General features: G+C 43.1%; 16 protein-coding genes. 9 read left to right on the forward strand and 7 right to left on the reverse strand.

From position 1 onward, the window contains the following. The first annotated feature begins 80 nt into the window (after positions 1–80). The 3 genes from H6G92_RS03215 to H6G92_RS03225 all read left to right on the forward strand — a co-directional run bounded on the left by H6G92_RS03215 (position 81) and on the right by H6G92_RS03225 (position 2,516). Positions 81–188 carry a photosystem II reaction center protein T gene (locus H6G92_RS03215; protein ID WP_012409025.1) on the forward strand — a complete coding sequence of 36 codons (108 nt, stop codon included), beginning with the start codon at positions 81–83 and terminating at the stop codon, positions 186–188. 295 nt (positions 189–483) lie between these two features. Then, complete coding sequence (locus tag H6G92_RS03220; protein WP_190890655.1) at positions 484–1,614, forward strand: 30S ribosomal protein S1; 1,131 nt, start codon at positions 484–486, stop codon at positions 1,612–1,614. Positions 1,615–1,781: 167 nt separating this feature from the next. Continuing rightward, positions 1,782–2,516: an HAD family hydrolase gene (locus H6G92_RS03225; protein ID WP_190890658.1), complete on the forward strand. Its 735-nt coding sequence runs from the start codon at positions 1,782–1,784 to the stop codon at positions 2,514–2,516. Between the two features lie 122 nt (positions 2,517–2,638). Here H6G92_RS03225 and H6G92_RS03230 read toward each other — a convergent pair whose 3' ends face one another. Together H6G92_RS03230 and yidD are read right to left on the reverse strand one after the other, a co-directional pair. After that, positions 2,639–3,655: a sulfate/molybdate ABC transporter ATP-binding protein gene (locus H6G92_RS03230; RefSeq protein WP_190890660.1), complete on the reverse strand. Its 1,017-nt coding sequence runs from the start codon at positions 3,653–3,655 to the stop codon at positions 2,639–2,641. Positions 3,656–3,749: 94 nt separating this feature from the next. Further along, positions 3,750–4,253: a membrane protein insertion efficiency factor YidD gene (gene yidD, locus H6G92_RS03235; RefSeq protein WP_190890663.1), complete on the reverse strand. Its 504-nt coding sequence runs from the start codon at positions 4,251–4,253 to the stop codon at positions 3,750–3,752. A gap of 182 nt (positions 4,254–4,435) precedes the next feature. On the opposite strand from yidD, the gene chlP reads away from it, so the two are divergent. Beyond that, positions 4,436–5,656 (forward strand): geranylgeranyl reductase, encoded by a 1,221-nt coding sequence (gene chlP / locus H6G92_RS03240; protein WP_190890665.1) that lies wholly within the window; start codon positions 4,436–4,438, stop codon positions 5,654–5,656. A gap of 200 nt (positions 5,657–5,856) precedes the next feature. Here the strand turns inward: chlP and H6G92_RS03245 are convergent, their stop codons facing one another. Beyond that, positions 5,857–6,201 (reverse strand): hypothetical protein, encoded by a 345-nt coding sequence (locus H6G92_RS03245; RefSeq protein ID WP_190890668.1) that lies wholly within the window; start codon positions 6,199–6,201, stop codon positions 5,857–5,859. 30 nt (positions 6,202–6,231) lie between these two features. Between H6G92_RS03245 and H6G92_RS03250 the strand changes: the two genes are divergently transcribed. Further along, a complete protein-coding gene (locus H6G92_RS03250; protein ID WP_190890671.1) occupies positions 6,232–7,584 on the forward strand; it encodes a pentapeptide repeat-containing protein in 1,353 nt (450 codons plus the stop codon). 174 nt (positions 7,585–7,758) lie between these two features. Here the strand turns inward: H6G92_RS03250 and H6G92_RS03255 are convergent, their stop codons facing one another. Genes H6G92_RS03255 through H6G92_RS03265 form a run of 3 tightly spaced genes read right to left on the reverse strand, consistent with a single transcriptional unit; the run spans position 7,759 to position 10,251 of the window. Further along, positions 7,759–8,373, reverse strand: coding sequence for a Uma2 family endonuclease (locus H6G92_RS03255; RefSeq protein ID WP_190890673.1), 615 nt, complete (start codon positions 8,371–8,373; stop codon positions 7,759–7,761). A gap of 56 nt (positions 8,374–8,429) precedes the next feature. Continuing rightward, positions 8,430–9,230, reverse strand: coding sequence for a type I methionyl aminopeptidase (map, locus tag H6G92_RS03260; RefSeq protein ID WP_190890675.1), 801 nt, complete (start codon positions 9,228–9,230; stop codon positions 8,430–8,432). A gap of 10 nt (positions 9,231–9,240) precedes the next feature. After that, positions 9,241–10,251, reverse strand: coding sequence for a Gfo/Idh/MocA family protein (locus tag H6G92_RS03265; RefSeq protein WP_190890678.1), 1,011 nt, complete (start codon positions 10,249–10,251; stop codon positions 9,241–9,243). Between the two features lie 770 nt (positions 10,252–11,021). Between H6G92_RS03265 and H6G92_RS03270 the strand changes: the two genes are divergently transcribed. Further along, positions 11,022–11,321 (forward strand): ferredoxin, encoded by a 300-nt coding sequence (locus tag H6G92_RS03270; protein ID WP_190890680.1) that lies wholly within the window; start codon positions 11,022–11,024, stop codon positions 11,319–11,321. 272 nt (positions 11,322–11,593) lie between these two features. Here H6G92_RS03270 and H6G92_RS03275 read toward each other — a convergent pair whose 3' ends face one another. Continuing rightward, the gene (locus H6G92_RS03275) at positions 11,594–13,261 is read right to left on the reverse strand and encodes a SpoIID/LytB domain-containing protein (RefSeq protein ID WP_190890682.1); all 1,668 of its coding nucleotides are present in this window, start codon (positions 13,259–13,261) and stop codon (positions 11,594–11,596) included. A 115-nt stretch (positions 13,262–13,376) separates the two neighbouring features. Between H6G92_RS03275 and H6G92_RS03280 the strand changes: the two genes are divergently transcribed. The 3 genes from H6G92_RS03280 to grpE all read left to right on the forward strand — a co-directional run bounded on the left by H6G92_RS03280 (position 13,377) and on the right by grpE (position 15,042). Continuing rightward, positions 13,377–13,640, forward strand: a complete 264-nt coding sequence (locus H6G92_RS03280) for a ParB N-terminal domain-containing protein (protein ID WP_012410090.1) — start codon at positions 13,377–13,379, stop codon at positions 13,638–13,640. Positions 13,641–13,817: 177 nt separating this feature from the next. Then, positions 13,818–14,309 carry a Dps family protein gene (locus H6G92_RS03285; protein WP_190890685.1) on the forward strand — a complete coding sequence of 164 codons (492 nt, stop codon included), beginning with the start codon at positions 13,818–13,820 and terminating at the stop codon, positions 14,307–14,309. Between the two features lie 79 nt (positions 14,310–14,388). Continuing rightward, complete coding sequence (grpE, locus tag H6G92_RS03290; protein WP_190890687.1) at positions 14,389–15,042, forward strand: nucleotide exchange factor GrpE; 654 nt, start codon at positions 14,389–14,391, stop codon at positions 15,040–15,042. The last annotated feature ends 464 nt before the right edge of the window (positions 15,043–15,506 follow it).

Here is a 15,506-nt window from a genome sequence, read left to right on the forward strand (position 1 = left end):
GAAAAGTTTTCCTAGTCCCTAATACCCAGTACCCAATCCCTAATCCCTCATTACTAGCTGGATAGGCAGGAAATCATAATATGGAAAGCGTTGCGTACATCTTGATTTTTACTCTGTGTATAGGTACTATCTTTTTTGCGATCGCATTTCGCGAACCCCCTCGCTTTGAAAAACCAAAAGATAAGTAGATCCTATATACCAGACCTTTAAGCGGATTTAATTTTAGTATCCGTTGCTACGATCCTTAGTAGCAACGGATATTATCTTGTATGTCCTTTGTTGGTTTTAACTACTAAGTAAATAACCAATCATTTTTAATATTGTGATATAATTTCCAATCTTGGGAGTAGATATGTGTTAATACTAGCTTTTCTGCGCTAGGATGAAAATGGATGTTAATGTAAGCTGCCATAGAACTGTTTGCATAGCACATCGCGCTTGTCGCACAACCTTTACGGAGACTAGAACCAGGAACAAATCAGCATGGTCAATCAGAATTTAACCGCTACAGAAATTGGATTCACTCACGAAGATTTCGCTGCTCTACTTGACAAATACGATTATCATTTTAGCCCTGGTGATGTTGTCCCAGGAACAGTTTTCAGTATAGAGCCGCGCGGCGCTCTGATTGACATTGGTGCTAAAACCGCAGCATATATTCCTATACAAGAAATGTCTATTAACCGGGTAGATAGCCCGGAAGAAGTCTTACAGTCAAACGAAACGCGAGAATTTTTCATCCTTACCGATGAAAACGAAGATGGTCAATTAACCCTTTCCATTCGCCGTATTGAATATATGCGGGCTTGGGAGCGCGTGCGACAGTTGCAAGCAGAAGATGCTACTGTCCGTTCTGGCGTATTTGCAACCAATCGCGGTGGAGCATTGGTACGAATTGAGGGATTACGTGGCTTTATCCCCGGTTCTCATATCAGTACCCGCAAACCTAAAGAAGAATTGGTAGGCGAAGATTTACCATTGAAATTCCTAGAGGTGGACGAAGAGCGTAACCGCTTAGTTCTATCTCACCGTCGGGCACTGGTTGAGCGCAAGATGAACCGCCTAGAAGTCGGCGAAGTAGTAATTGGTACAGTTCGTGGTATCAAGCCCTACGGTGCTTTCATCGACATTGGTGGTGTCAGTGGTCTACTGCACATTTCTGAGATTTCTCACGAACATATTGATACACCCCATAGCGTGTTCAATGTCAATGATGAAGTGAAAGTTATGATCATTGACTTGGATGCAGAAAGAGGTCGGATTTCGCTATCTACCAAGCAGCTAGAACCCGAACCCGGTGACATGATTAAAAACCGGGATTTGGTCTACGATAAGGCAGAAGAAATGGCTGCTAAGTATCGTGAACAGCTACTAGCCAAGCAACAAGGTGCTACTGCTGCGGCTGCTGCACCTGTGGAAGTTGTAGCAGAAGAAGATATTCCACCAGCAGCGGAACTTGAAGAGGAGATTCCACCAGCAGTGGAACTTGAAGAAGAAATTCCACCAGCAGCAGAACTTGAGGAAGTAACTTCAGTAGTTGCGGAAATTACTGAAGAAGAGATTCCAGCAGCGACGGAAACTGAAGAGGAAATTCCAGCAGCTATTGAAGAATAATACATTTTATAGTTTTACTTGTTTTTAAGTAAGAGTATTAAATAATTGGATAAAGAGGGTTTTTCCCTCTTTTTTTATGTGGAGAATTGGTAATAGTTAGGAGTTAATAGTTAATAATAAAAACTCATAACTCTTCATTTCTAACTAAATAAGTGGGGTGAGATATTGTGGCAACTATTAAATGTAGAAACATCACTTTTGATAATATTCAGGCAATTTTGTTTGACAAAAATGGTACTCTAGAAGATTCAGAAACGTACTTGCGATCGCTCGCACAAAGAGCAGCAAGGTTAATAGATGCTCAAGTTCCCGGTATTGGGGAACCCCTATTAATGGCATTTGGCATCAATGGGAATATTCTAGATCCGGCGGGTTTGATATCAGTAGCGAGTCGCCGTGAAACAGAAGTTGCGGCTGCGGCATATATTGCCGAAACAGGAAGAGGATGGTTTGAGTCCTTAAAAATAGCCCGTCAAGCTTTAGATGAAGCAGAAAAATATATTGAAAAAACTCCTTCACCGCTGTTTGTGGGTAGCTTAGACTTGTTGAAATATCTACGAGAAGGGGGTTTGAAACTTGGTATCCTCTCAGCTGCAACAAGCGATGAAGTACATAAGTTTGTAAAGAATCACCAATTAAATGATTATATCCAGTTGGAAATGGGAGTAGATGAGGGGCCAAGTAAACCAGATCCAATGCTATTTTTGCAAGCTTGCCAAGCTTTGGGAGTCGAACCAGGCGCTACATTGATGGTGGGTGATTCAGTTGGTGATATGCAAATGGCGCGTGATGCTAAAGCCGCAGGTTGTATCGGTATCACTTGGGTGGGTAAGTCGGATAATGTCCGAGGTGCGAATGTGGTGATTAATCAACTTGATGAAATCCAGATTTTAGAAAATTAAGTTATGGCAGTTTTCAATTGTGATAATCGCTCTAGCCTACTTTAAGATTAAAATCCCCAGCAAATAGCTGAATTACACAGCGATTAACTAAGGATTAGGAACCTTGAAAAACTGACAAAAGTCTAAATTGAATAAGACACTGGAAAGGACTTTGCATCCTTTGGTTTCACATAGACTCGCTGTTGAGGTTCTAACTCTAATTGGTTAAAGCGATCGCGTGTTAAATGTGCCATCAACACTTGCCCGTCATCGAAAGTTAATTCCACCTGAATTTCCCAACCCAAATGTATTAATCGGCTCACTGTAGCAGCCGTAGTGGCACCGTTGGCAACCTTTTCCAAAATTACATCTTGCGGACGCAAAAATACTTGTGGGTGTGGCGCATCATATCCGCTACTTTGAAAAATCTTTGAGTTGCTAGGTAATACGTTCACTGGGCCTATGAAGCTCATCACAAATGCTGTGGCAGGATTATCGTAAATTTCTGCTGGTGTACCCACCTGTTCTACACGCCCTTTATTCATGACCACAACCTCGTCGGAGACTTCCATTGCTTCCTCTTGGTCGTGGGTGACGAAAACTGTGGTAACATGAACCTCATCATGGAGGCGGCGTAACCATGCCCGTAAGTCTTTGCGGACTTTAGCATCAAGTGCGCCAAAGGGTTCATCTAGCAGTAATACTTCGGGTTCTACTGCCAGTGCCCTTGCTAATGCTACCCGTTGTCTTTGACCACCAGAAAGTTGTGATGGATAGCGATCGCCTAATCCGCTCAATTGCACCAATTCTAGTAACTGTTCTACCCGCCCCTTAATTTTTTTTGGCTGTGCTTTACGAATTTCTAAGCCAAAGGCAATATTCTGCTTGACAGTCAGATGCTTGAATAGGGCATAGTGCTGAAACACAAACCCAATATTCCGCTGTTGCACGCTTTGGTACGTAGCGTCTTTACCAGTAAGCAGGATTTTACCGCTATCTGGCATTTCTAAACCTGAAATTAACCGTAGTAGCGTAGATTTACCTGATCCGGATGGCCCGAGCAACGCAACTAGCGAACCACTCTTAATTTCCAGGCTGACCTGATCAACTGCTTTGAAACTCCCGAATTGTTTGGATACATTCTCAACTACTATGCCCACTGCCTCTGTACCTCTGCAACTAAATCTACAGATCCTTGATAGGATTACTGTGTCTTACATATACCATACATAATTATTTGTAGATGAACAAGATTTAGCTACCGCAACTGCCGCAATCGAGGAAGTTACAATCAGCACCACTACAATCTAGAGAATCACAATCAGCAACGCCACAATCAGGAATCATGCTAACCATCTCGGCACAATCAAAACAGTAGGTATTGCTGTTGCTAATAAATGAAGATTTTTGAGCAACTTTACCAGATGCTTTTTGTCGTGGCTGCTTACCTGCTTTTTCGTCCTCTGTGGGTTCTTCTGAATTCTCAATTTGCGTAGAGGCGTAGCGGCTTGCTGCAAGGCATCGCAAAATTTGATTAGCTTGCTCGCAAGCTTGAAATCGTTCACGGGTATTGATAAAAGCTGCTTTTAACCCTTCTTTAGCAATTACCCGCTTGAAGTATCCAGAGCAAGATTCACCGCCATATAACAAGCGATGAGCGCAAGCAAAGCCTTTGTGTGGGGAAATATGCTTTTGATAGCCAGTAATTGCGGCAATGCTGACTTGTCTGCTAAGAGAATCGAACAAAGAGTGCTGCATATTCGGGACTAGGCATTTTTTTTCATTCTTCCCAGTCCTAATGCCCAATTCCCAATCCCCAATTCGTATCGAAACATTAAGGAATATTGCATTTCAGCAGAAACATGAAGGGAAAGCGCCAAATCACCAGAAATACCGTGGTAGTATGCTCTCGGTAAATGTGAAGATTGGGAGAAAGACCTTTGACACTACGGGTTGCTGTTATTGGGTCAGGCCCTGCTGGTTCATCTGCCGCTGAAACACTGGCAGCCTCTGGGATTGAAACCTACCTGTTTGAGCGGAAGCTAGACAATGCAAAGCCTTGTGGGGGTGCAATTCCCCTATGTATGGTGAGTGAATTTGACTTACCACCAGAGATTATCGATCGCCGAGTACGGAAGATGAAAATGATTTCGCCTTCCAATCGCGAGGTTGATATCAATCTGATAAATGAAGATGAATATATAGGAATGTGCCGCCGGGAAGTGCTAGACGGCTTTTTGCGCGATCGCGCGGCAAAACTAGGCGCAAATTTAATTAATGCCACTGTTCATAAACTTGATATACCAGGAAACAATACTGATCCCTATACCATCCATTACATTGACCATACAGACGGTATATCACAGGGGATTGCTAAAACCCTGAAGGTGGATCTAATTATTGGGGCAGATGGGGCTAATTCCCGCGTTGCCAAAGAAATGGACGCTGGGGATTACAATTATGCGATCGCTTTCCAAGAGCGAATTCGCTTACCCGAAGACAAAATGGCCTACTACAACGACCTCGCCGAAATGTATGTCGGTGATGACGTTTCTACCGATTTCTACGCTTGGGTTTTCCCCAAATATGACCACGTAGCTGTCGGTACTGGTACGATGCACATCAATAAAGCCAGCATCAAACAGTTACAAGCTGGTATCCGCGCCCGTGCTTCCGAGAAGCTAGCAGGCGGTAAAATCATCAAAGTCGAAGCCCACCCCATTCCTGAACATCCCCGTCCCCGTCGTGTTGTCGGTCGCATCGCTTTGGTGGGAGATGCTGCTGGTTACGTTACCAAGTCTTCTGGCGAAGGTATTTATTTTGCCGCTAAATCTGGACGGATGTGTGCTGAAACCATTGTAGAAACATCTAACAGTGGTAGCCGTATTCCTACAGAAGGCGACCTCAAGGTTTACCTGAAGCGTTGGGATAAAAGATACGGACTCACCTACAAGGTGTTGGACATTCTGCAAACCGTGTTCTATCGTTCCGATGCTACCCGCGAGGCTTTTGTGGAAATGTGTGATGACCTCGATGTGCAGCGGCTAACATTCGATAGCTATCTGTATAAGACGGTTGTCCCAGCTAATCCCATTACTCAATTGAAGATTACTGCCAAAACCATTGGTAGCCTAATTCGGGGCAATGCTCTTGCACCTTAGGTGAGTGCAAAGGACTGGAACTTATAAATTACTCAATTTTGTGGGGTGGATATCTTGCACGCTTAATTAATCAGGGCGGGCGAGATGCCCACCCCACAATATATATTTTTATCATTTGATAGCAAATAGACCCATGTTGTAAGGGCAATTCATGTAGACGCAACGCAAACGCGAGAGCGTCTCGCAGAGAAGTGGCTACTCTAGGAGAACGCCAAAGGCGAACCCACAGGGTATTGCCCCCATATAGCTACCTTTTTACCTTGACGTAAGGCATCTCTAAGTACAGACTGTAGTAGCACCTCAGCAACTCCAGGCTGACTTTTAACCTGCCTAATTGTCACCTGTGTCTGATTCAGGTGACTGGCATCATCGACCGTGCCAGCAGGCAGGAGTTGACGGTCATCGCGATCGCTCCAGGCTGTTAAAGTCAGGTGAGCAACTGGTCTAGCAATGACTGTCAGGGCAATAGTGGTAGTTGCCAGAAAGACAAGCAGGATAATCTTTAGCCTGTTTTTTAACAATTTACTGCGGTAGGAACGCTGCATAACCTGGATTGAGGGGGCAAAATAGAAAACATGACGATTGAATCCAATTCCTCTAATCTACCAACCCCAGAACCAATTCCCGAAACTGACTTGCAACCGGATGACTTTGACAGTAGTGCAACTGAGAATAACCTCACTTCAGAAGCACTAGCGACACAACAAGCCCTCGCAGCGATCACATCTTTGCAATCTCCGCAACATACAACTGCTCTCAAACAAGCCCGTTCTGACTTTCAGCAACCCACTGCCAAGCAATTCATAGTTAAGCCAAGGGCATTGCTGATTACTTTTATAGCGATCGCCATCACTTTTATTGGAGTTATTCTCAATAACTGGATCATCGGCATTATCGGAACGCTGATGACTTTGCTGTTATCCCTAGCGATATTATTGCCTTGGTTGCAAGAAGTTTTAGACGAGTGGTTTTCACCCCAAGAACGCACCCTGTTTGTTGCATTTTTGGGACTAATAGTAGCGATCATCGGCTTGATCAGGTTCACAGGTGTAGGCGATCGCTTGCTACTTTTAGGACGCCAGATTAACTGGGAAACTGCTGGTAGCCTAGCAGAATGGTTTGGTGCTTTGGGGCAAATTCTCATCGCCATCATCGCCGTTTACGTGGCGTGGCGACAATATGTCATTTCCAAAGACTTGACAATTCAGCAAAACCTGCTAACAGTTCAGCAAAATATTATCACCCAGCAGCAGACAATTGATTCCTATTTCCAAGGTGTTTCAGACTTAGTATTAGATGAAGAAGGATTATTAGAAGATTGGCCCCAAGAAAGAGCGATCGCTGAAGGACGCACTGCGGCAATTTTAAGTAGTGTCGATGGCAGTGGTAAAGCTAAAATTCTCCGCTTTCTCTCACGTTCCAAGTTGCTCTCACCCCTAAAACGCGATCGCCTATTAGGTCGAGCCATTCTTGATGGTACTGGCGGATATGCAGAAGACCGCCTCGAAGGTGTGCGTGTCATTGATTTAGGCGTAATGCTAGCCGCAGCAGACCTTTCTGGTACTGATTTACGTTGGACTGACCTCAGCGAAGCTAATCTTGTCCGCGCTAACCTGTCCGGTTGTGATTTAGTAAAAGCCAACCTCTCCCGCACAATTTTATACGGTGCTAATCTCAATGGTGCTGATATCAACGGGATTCGCCTATTCTATGGCGTAGTAGATAAAGCATCACCCCGCAGTCGCACTGAACCACCAGATTATGAAACCGGCGAACAAACTGGTGCTGTGGTGGAAAATGCCGATTTCAGCAATGTGCAACGGATGTCTGAGTCTACACGTAACTACTGTTGCACTTGGGGTGGCGAAAAAACTAGAGGTACTATTCCTGGTGGTTGTGAAGGTATTCCTAATAAGTTGGGAAGATAGTTACAACAGAATTCAGAATTCAGAATTCAGGAGTAAAACACAGTTTAAATATAGCCGTAGTCACACAGATTAGGACAGTCTTGATTGCTCAAAGTCTTGAAACAACTGGTTTTTTACTCAGCACTCAGCTATGCTTCTCTCCAGAGAGTGCTACGTGTTCCCTAATCTCTAACTCTACCGACCCGCAAAAAATATCTGTTCTGCGGTCAAATTCAGGTCTGGAAATGTTTGGGAGATGAGGCGTTCTGTTCCCCTAAATTGTTGTCCTTGATAAGTTCCATCGACTAATTGATAAATTGTAATCACAGGTTGCTTGGATAAGCCGATGTAGCGTTTGCCTCCTAGCCCTAGATAATCTGCGATCCAATACTCCCCAATACCTAAAGCTTCGTAGTCTTCCACTTTCCGGGCATAGTCATTCTGCCAATTGGTACTAACAACCTCCACGACCAATTTTACAGATTTGCCTAGTGTAATCACTGGTTCAGTTCTCCATAATGGCTCATTCGCCAAACTCGTCTGATCAAGAATCACAACATCGGGTCTAAAGGCTGAATTTTGACCTAATGGTTTAATCAGACATTTCATGGGAATAAACCAAGGCAAATTGAGTAGATCAATTGCTACGTTGAGCTTACGATTAATTAACCCAGCTACCTGTTCATGAAGTCCAGTGGGTTCCAAGTCGATTAGTTCTCCGTCGATTAACTCGTAGCGGACATCATCCAGATAGCCAGCAACGAATGCCTCATAGCTAAGAGTACCTGTATTATGAGTGGCTGAAACCATCGAGATTTATCCTTCCAGGTTCATAACTAGAGCAGGTATTGCTGCTCTTAATTATTCTAACTACCTGTTTTATCTAGGTTCCAGTAATTCTCGCCTTCAGGTAGGGTGAGAATTTCAACGCCATCTTCAGTTACAGCTAAGGTATGCTCACATTGAGCAGAAAGCTTGCGATCGCGCGTTACAGCAGTCCACTTATCGCTGAGAACCTCGACTTCGTAAGTACCTTCATTAATCATTGGCTCAATAGTAAAAACCATCCCTGGTCTGAGGCGCTTGCCCTTACCGCGTGTACCATAGTGGGGAACATCCGGCGCAGTATGGAAAATATTACTGATGCCGTGTCCAACGAAATCTCGCACTACAGAAAAGCCTTGTGCTTCAGCATACTCTTGAATCGCTGCACCAATGTCGCCAATCCGTGCCCCAGGTTTAACTTCAGCAATACCTAAGCGCAAACACTCCTCTGTCACCTCTACCAGCTTTCTCGTTTTTGGCGAAGGAGTACCCACAAAGAATGTCTTAGATGTATCGCCGTGGTAACCTTCAACAATCGGCGTTACATCAATATTAATAATGTCACCATCCTTGAGAATTTGCTTGGCATTGGGAATGCCGTGACAAATTACCTCATTTACACTGGTGCAAATCGATTTAGGATAGCCCTTATAGCCAAGAGGTGCGCTTTTTGCTCCATGTGCTTGCGTCCAACGTTCGGCTTCATCATTTAGTTCAAGAGTGCTAACCCCTGGCTTCACAAACGGTTCCAAATGCTGGAGAAGTTTAGCTGCTAAACGCCCAGCTTGACGCATTTTGTCTAATTCTCGTTGGGATAAAATAACAATTAGTTCGGTTTTCATTAATTTTTATTTAGATATCTTTCATAAACATAGTTAACCCTGTCTGTGCAGCCCTTTGTGCAGCATCAGCAACTTTTAGGGTATACAAGCTCTCTTCTGGGGTAACGTACAAAGGAGTGCCATTAAAAAGATGGTCTAACACCATACTCGTGTCTTTGGCGAATAAACCCCGGCGAGGGCCAACTTCTATGGGTGTTGTTTCCCCTGGCTGGATGAAAATTCCTGTGTCACCATCAAAAATTAAACCACCTTTTTCCCCGTGAACTTCAAACTTGCGTTCTGATTGCCAAATACTTTCACCTTTGCCGTAGACTACTTGAGCTAAAAGTCCACTATTAAACGATACTTCACTAGTGCAGAAACAGCTTTGGTAATATTCCGGTTCTATTTCCCAATATCGCTGGTGACAGTTAACAGTAAATACTTTACCAAATAAATCGGTGAGACGATGTAGGCGAGACAGCGCACCAATTAAGGGAAAACCGAACAACTCGTGGTTATAAGTCCATTTGCGGGGCGCAGGATTCTGAGGATTGATGGTGCTGTAGCGAACATAAAACACTTCACCAATTTTGGCTAAGTTTTTCTTCAAGGCTTGATGTAAACCACCCAAAAGTTCCAGGTGTTCAACGTGCAGGAGTTTTTGTTGTGCTTTGGCTAAGGCAATCAGTTCTTCTGCTTCGACTACATCCAACGAAAGAGGATACTCTACAATCACATGTTTGCCGTTGGTAAGTGCTGCACGAGCGATCGCACCATGATCTCGATTAATAGTAGAGATCACCACTAGGTCTATATCTTCACGCTTTACTAGCTCTTGCCAAGAACTCAACGTTTCAATCTGGTACTCTTTGGCAAAGTTTTCTGTTTTTTCTGCGGTATGCCCAACAACTGCGATTAACTGCGATCGCAATCGCTCATTATTGAGCAATGCCTCAGCCCGAAACTTTGCCGCATACCCAGTACCGATCAAACCTACACGCACTCTTGCTTTTTCCAAAGCTGCTTCTGAATTATACATGATCCTCACTAGTTCTATTTTCGAGCTTCTCACGCTTCTAACGGTGAGATTCTCTGTTCATCGAGAATCCAATGACTTCACCAGTCTAGACTCTACAACATTCGTTCTACCCCCTCAAGGATGGATAAGAATTTATTTGAACCTATGCAGAAGTACGTATGCTCAAAAGGGAGACTTCAAAAGAAAAGCCCCTTTTTTGAGGGCAAGGTTGTTCCTTCATAAAATAGGGACTTTGTCAAGACAATGAGCGAAAAATTTTAGGAAATTGGGAAAAAAATTACCGATTCAATTCAGTAAATTTTAGTGCGTTGCCGAACGCGAGTGCGTCTCGTAGAGAAGCCTTGCTAAAGGCATCACTATGATAATTGTCTAATCAGATTTTTTAATCACCTAATTTTTTGCTATAGCACTTGTAAATCAAGGCCTTCTAGGAAATGAAACAGCCCTGCTTTTTAAGGGAGTTGGGAAATCTCTCCTGCGTAAGACCTATAAAATACAAGTGACATTAATTTCACTCATTTTTTCTCGTTTATAAGATAATTTTTTCTAATCACAACCTGACTGTGGCAGTAAATACATAAATAAAACTTATCGGGATTAAGCAACTAAATTTCATTACTAATCGGCTTCAATTTCCAGTTACATCGTTTAATTTTTCTCGTAGTATCAGAATTGAAGCAAATTTAAACCAGCGGCTAATCCCACAGAACAGCCGTGACCTTTGCCTTAAGATAACTTATACTGCCGTTTGCAAAAGAGAGGATTACTCAATGCCAACTTATAAAGTGACACTAATCAACGAGGCCGAAGGGCTGAACCAAACACTTGAGGTTGAGGACGATACCTATATTCTAGATGCTGCCGAAGAAGCTGGTCTTGACTTGCCCTACTCTTGCCGCGCTGGTGCTTGCTCGACTTGTGCAGGTAAACTCGTTAAGGGTACCGTTGATCAGGGTGACCAGTCATTCCTAGATGATGATCAAATAGAAGCTGGATATGTACTAACCTGTGTGGCTTACCCAACCTCTGACGTGACAATCGAAACTCACAAAGAAGAAGAACTCTATTAAGAGCTAAGAACCTCAACAATAAACCTCTTGCAAGAGTTACTGATGTTGAAAAAATAAAAACACCGCATCTAGGGTAAAAACCCTCCCAATGCCGCGTGTACTTCTTAAAGCGACTTTGACAAAAAGCCTAATTTTGTTTTAAGCAGGAACACAGTAAATTTTGTGTTCCTGCTTAATTTTTCAGTAGGGAGAAAACCGCGCTGCCTCCCATTTACCTTTTGTTTACTCCAGATTCCTATCTAAAGATAGATGCAAGTTGAATACCGACTCGCTTAAAGCTTAGTCTCTTTGCTGAGAATTTGAATCTGAGTACCAGGATAGTAGAATTGGAGAATTTTTGGACTCGACCAACCTAATTTAGCTAAATTTTGAGCGCCAGTTTGACTCAAGCCGACTCCATGTCCCAATCCACCACCAATAAAAGCGTATCCCCACAGTTCTGGTTTGCCTTTGTTCAGAGGTTCTATGTAAAAAAGCGTACTCGTAGGAGCAGCAAAGGCACTGCGAACTTCGTCTTTGTGGAGAATAAAGGTACTGTTGTCAGTTTTAACCGCGAGTTCAAGGATGCGTCCACTCTTGCTTCGCTTCACTACTGCCATAGCCTGAATTGTCTTAAATTTGGCATGGGGACTATTTTTCACCTGCAAAAATTTCTGCAAGTCCTTGGTAATATCCTCTAAAGGGGTTTCCTTGTGCCAACGAAACATATTCCACTGGCTTTCATTAAATCCTTGTTGGGTATTAATAAATTTTTGGAAGTTCTTTTCATCTGCTAAACTCTGCTTAGACAAGTTCCAAAAATTAGTCGCAGCATCCAGTACAGGGCGCAGATAGGGACGATCATCGCCATTCCAGACATCGCTGAAGGAGGCGGTAACGCCACCTGTGGTGGAAGAATATAGAGCATCTACTAGTTCGTTTTTATAAGTTACTACCTTACCTCTGGTGGAAGCGATCGCTTGGTCTGTTTTAGCAGCTGCTCCATTCAGCCCATAATAAACTTGGCAGTGAGTATCAGCACACAACTGATAGTCATCTGCGGCAAACCTGCGTAAATTTCTTAAAGCATAAGTCCGCGCAAGAATTGCTTGGGCCTCCAGCGCTGCTGTTGGTGCATTTATACCTATTTCGTAAGGGACAACCCCACGCAAATAAGTTTCTAAAGGTACTTGGTTAACGAGAGTGTATGTGCCATAAGCGTTTGGCTGCAAATTTAGTCGCCCAGCGTAAAGACGAGCGTTCTCTGGTTTTTCGCTTTTATTTACCCGAATCAAGTTTTTATCAGTACTGATTTCCAAATCATTCGGGCTATAGCGGTTACCATCCACTACCCAACTAACTCGTGGCACTTGTTTCAAAACTCTAGTATCAAGATATACTTTTTCTTTAGTATTAGCTTGGATGTTTTGCAATAGCAAGCGCCGCAGTAAAGGAGTGTTGTAAATATCTCGTTTTGCCCAAACCTGCCAACGTTCTGGCTGGGCTATTTCCACTTCCATTCCCTGAGAACGCCATTTGTTAGCACTGTCTTCCGCAGTTTCAAAGGTGCGGTACGTGCCCAAAACTATCACTTCATCGACTGCTGGCTGGGGTAAAGCCTGCATGACTGTTTCCAGCTTTACAGGGTTCTTGGTAATTAGGGTTTGCTGCTTGTTACCCGCTTTAAATTTTAGCTTTAAGCGATCGCCTTTTGTGGGTTCTAGTTGCAGCTTGGCTGTCGGTTGTGAGCCAAATCGCTGCACAATCCCAATTTTCAGTTCCATATCCTGGATGTTACTCTCAGGCCCTGATGCAGCAGTCAGCCCCAATAGACAAAATGTGGCCAGCACAGTGTGGGAAAAACGCCAAAGCGAAAATTTCATGGCTACCTTATTCTGCCCCTTAATGCGGTGTTGGAGCTGATTGTCCAATTGCTTTGTAGCGCGGTTTTTTTGTCGCATGAGTGCTCCAATGATACCATTACCAATTTTGCCCCAAATATAAGTTGCAAAACGAAGTCATAATGACTATGATTTATTTAGAGGCACAAAACAGAACTAGTTGGATAAACTCCTTATGGTTAGAGTCCAAGAAATTCCATTAAATCAAATAAAACGGCCATTGCCCCGTGCAAACGATCCAAATAAAGTACAAGCCTTAATGGAATCAATTGCGGAGATTGGGCAGCAAGAACCTATTGATGTCCTAGAAGTAGATGGACAATATTATGGCTTTTCTGGTTGCCATCGGTATGAGGCTTGCCAGCGTTTAGGCAAAGAAACCGTTTTAGCCAGAGTCCGTAAAGCACCCCGCAGTGTTTTAAAGATGCACTTGGCATAGAGAATGGGAATGGGGAGATGAGGGGGACAAGGGGGACAAGGGGGACAAGGGAGAATTATTGAACAAGTTTCTTCCTTGTCTCCCCCCTCTTCCTTGTCTTTTCCCAATGCCCAATGCCCAATGCCCTATACCCAATTCTCAACCCCCAATTACATATAACCTAATTAGGAGAAAATTATGTCATCGAAAGCAACAGTCAAAAATGTAAATATCGGCATTGACGAGGTGAGTAGGGCTAAAATTGCCGAGGGGTTATCTCGCCTGTTGGCTGACACTTATACACTTTATCTGAAAACTCATAACTTTCATTGGAATGTAACAGGGCCGATGTTTCAGACATTGCATTTGATGTTTGAGACCCAGTATACAGAATTAGCCTTAGCAGTTGATTTAATAGCCGAGAGAATTAGAGCGCTTGGCTATCCTGCGCCAGGAACCTACAGCGAATATGCCAAACTGAGTTCGATTCCAGAAACTCCTGGAGTTCCGAAAGCTGTGGAAATGATCGGTTTGCTAGTGGAAGGACAAGAAGCCGTAGTCCGAACTGCAAGGTCTATTTTCCCCGTGATAGAGGAAGTTAACGACGAACCTACTGCCGATTTATTGACTCAGAGGATGCAAGTACACGAAAAGACAGCTTGGATGTTGAGAAGTTTGCTGGAAGAATAGGAATAGGGAATGGGGACTAGGGACTAGGAAGATAAAAATGCCTCATTCCCCATTCCCAATGTCTAATGACTAATGACTAATGGCCAATATTAATTTCACCCAAAAGTTGCAAGATTTAATGCAACAGGTGGGTATTTCTAGTTTTAAAGCGCTGAGTCGCGCTGCTGGTGTCTCAGAGCGTCAACTTTTGCGTTTACGCCAAGGAAAGCTAGAGCAAATGCGGATAGATGTGCTGCTCAAGCTGTCGCCAGTGCTACAGATGCCATTGAATGAATTAATCGCAAATTTTTCAACCATAGAGTTGTTACCAGAGAAAGCAGCACCGACTCAGGAATTATTAGAAGAAATTGTAGATTTAAGAAAAGAGTACCAGCGATCGCAGCAACAAATAGAACAGCAGCGAGAGATATTACTACAAGAACTCCAGCAGTCAAGTTTGCAACTGCTGGAGTCTTTATTATTACAATGGCCAACAGCAGCACAGAAAGCGCAGGAGAATCCCCAGTTAGCAGCAGTCAAAATAGTCCCGTTGGTGCAGAAACCTCTAGAAAAGCTTTTACAGGCGTGGGGAGTGGAAGCGATCGCACCTGTAGGAGCAGAGTTACCTTATGATCCCCACCTGCACCAATTGATGGAGGGAACTGCACAACCTGGAGAAACAGTCAAAGTGCGCTACACTGGTTACCTTCAAGGTGAGAAACTGCTTTACAGAGCCAAGGTGAGTCCTGTTTAAGAGAGTTAGGAATCAGGAGTGAGAAATTACAAATCCATAACTCTTTTAATGATGGCTATGATCATGAGGTCTATTGGAAAATCTTAGTTTTGCAAAAATATTTAATCAATAATCTGAAAAGCAATAAGTTCAGATTGTATATCAGTATATTCTTACATCTCATTGATGTAGGTAAGCAGCATTAAAAAATTAAACTATATGATGAAACACCAAATCAACCAACAGCTTATAAATCGGTCATGCCAACCTTTTTACAAAACTAAATATACATGTTTTTTACCGTGCCGACTTACTTGCCTTGTTTATTTATAATTTGTCTTTCCTAGTAAGAAAACTATATTTAATTCAGTTAATAATGTTTTTTTCATTACAAAAAAGCAGAGTGAAATATTTACAATTAATGTTTATCTAACCGGAGCAATTATTAATAAGTACTCAATCTTCAATCTTAGATTTTATGTTGC

Source organism: Nostoc foliaceum FACHB-393 (genome assembly GCF_014698505.1).
Classification (GTDB): domain Bacteria; phylum Cyanobacteriota; class Cyanobacteriia; order Cyanobacteriales; family Nostocaceae; genus Nostoc; species Nostoc foliaceum_A.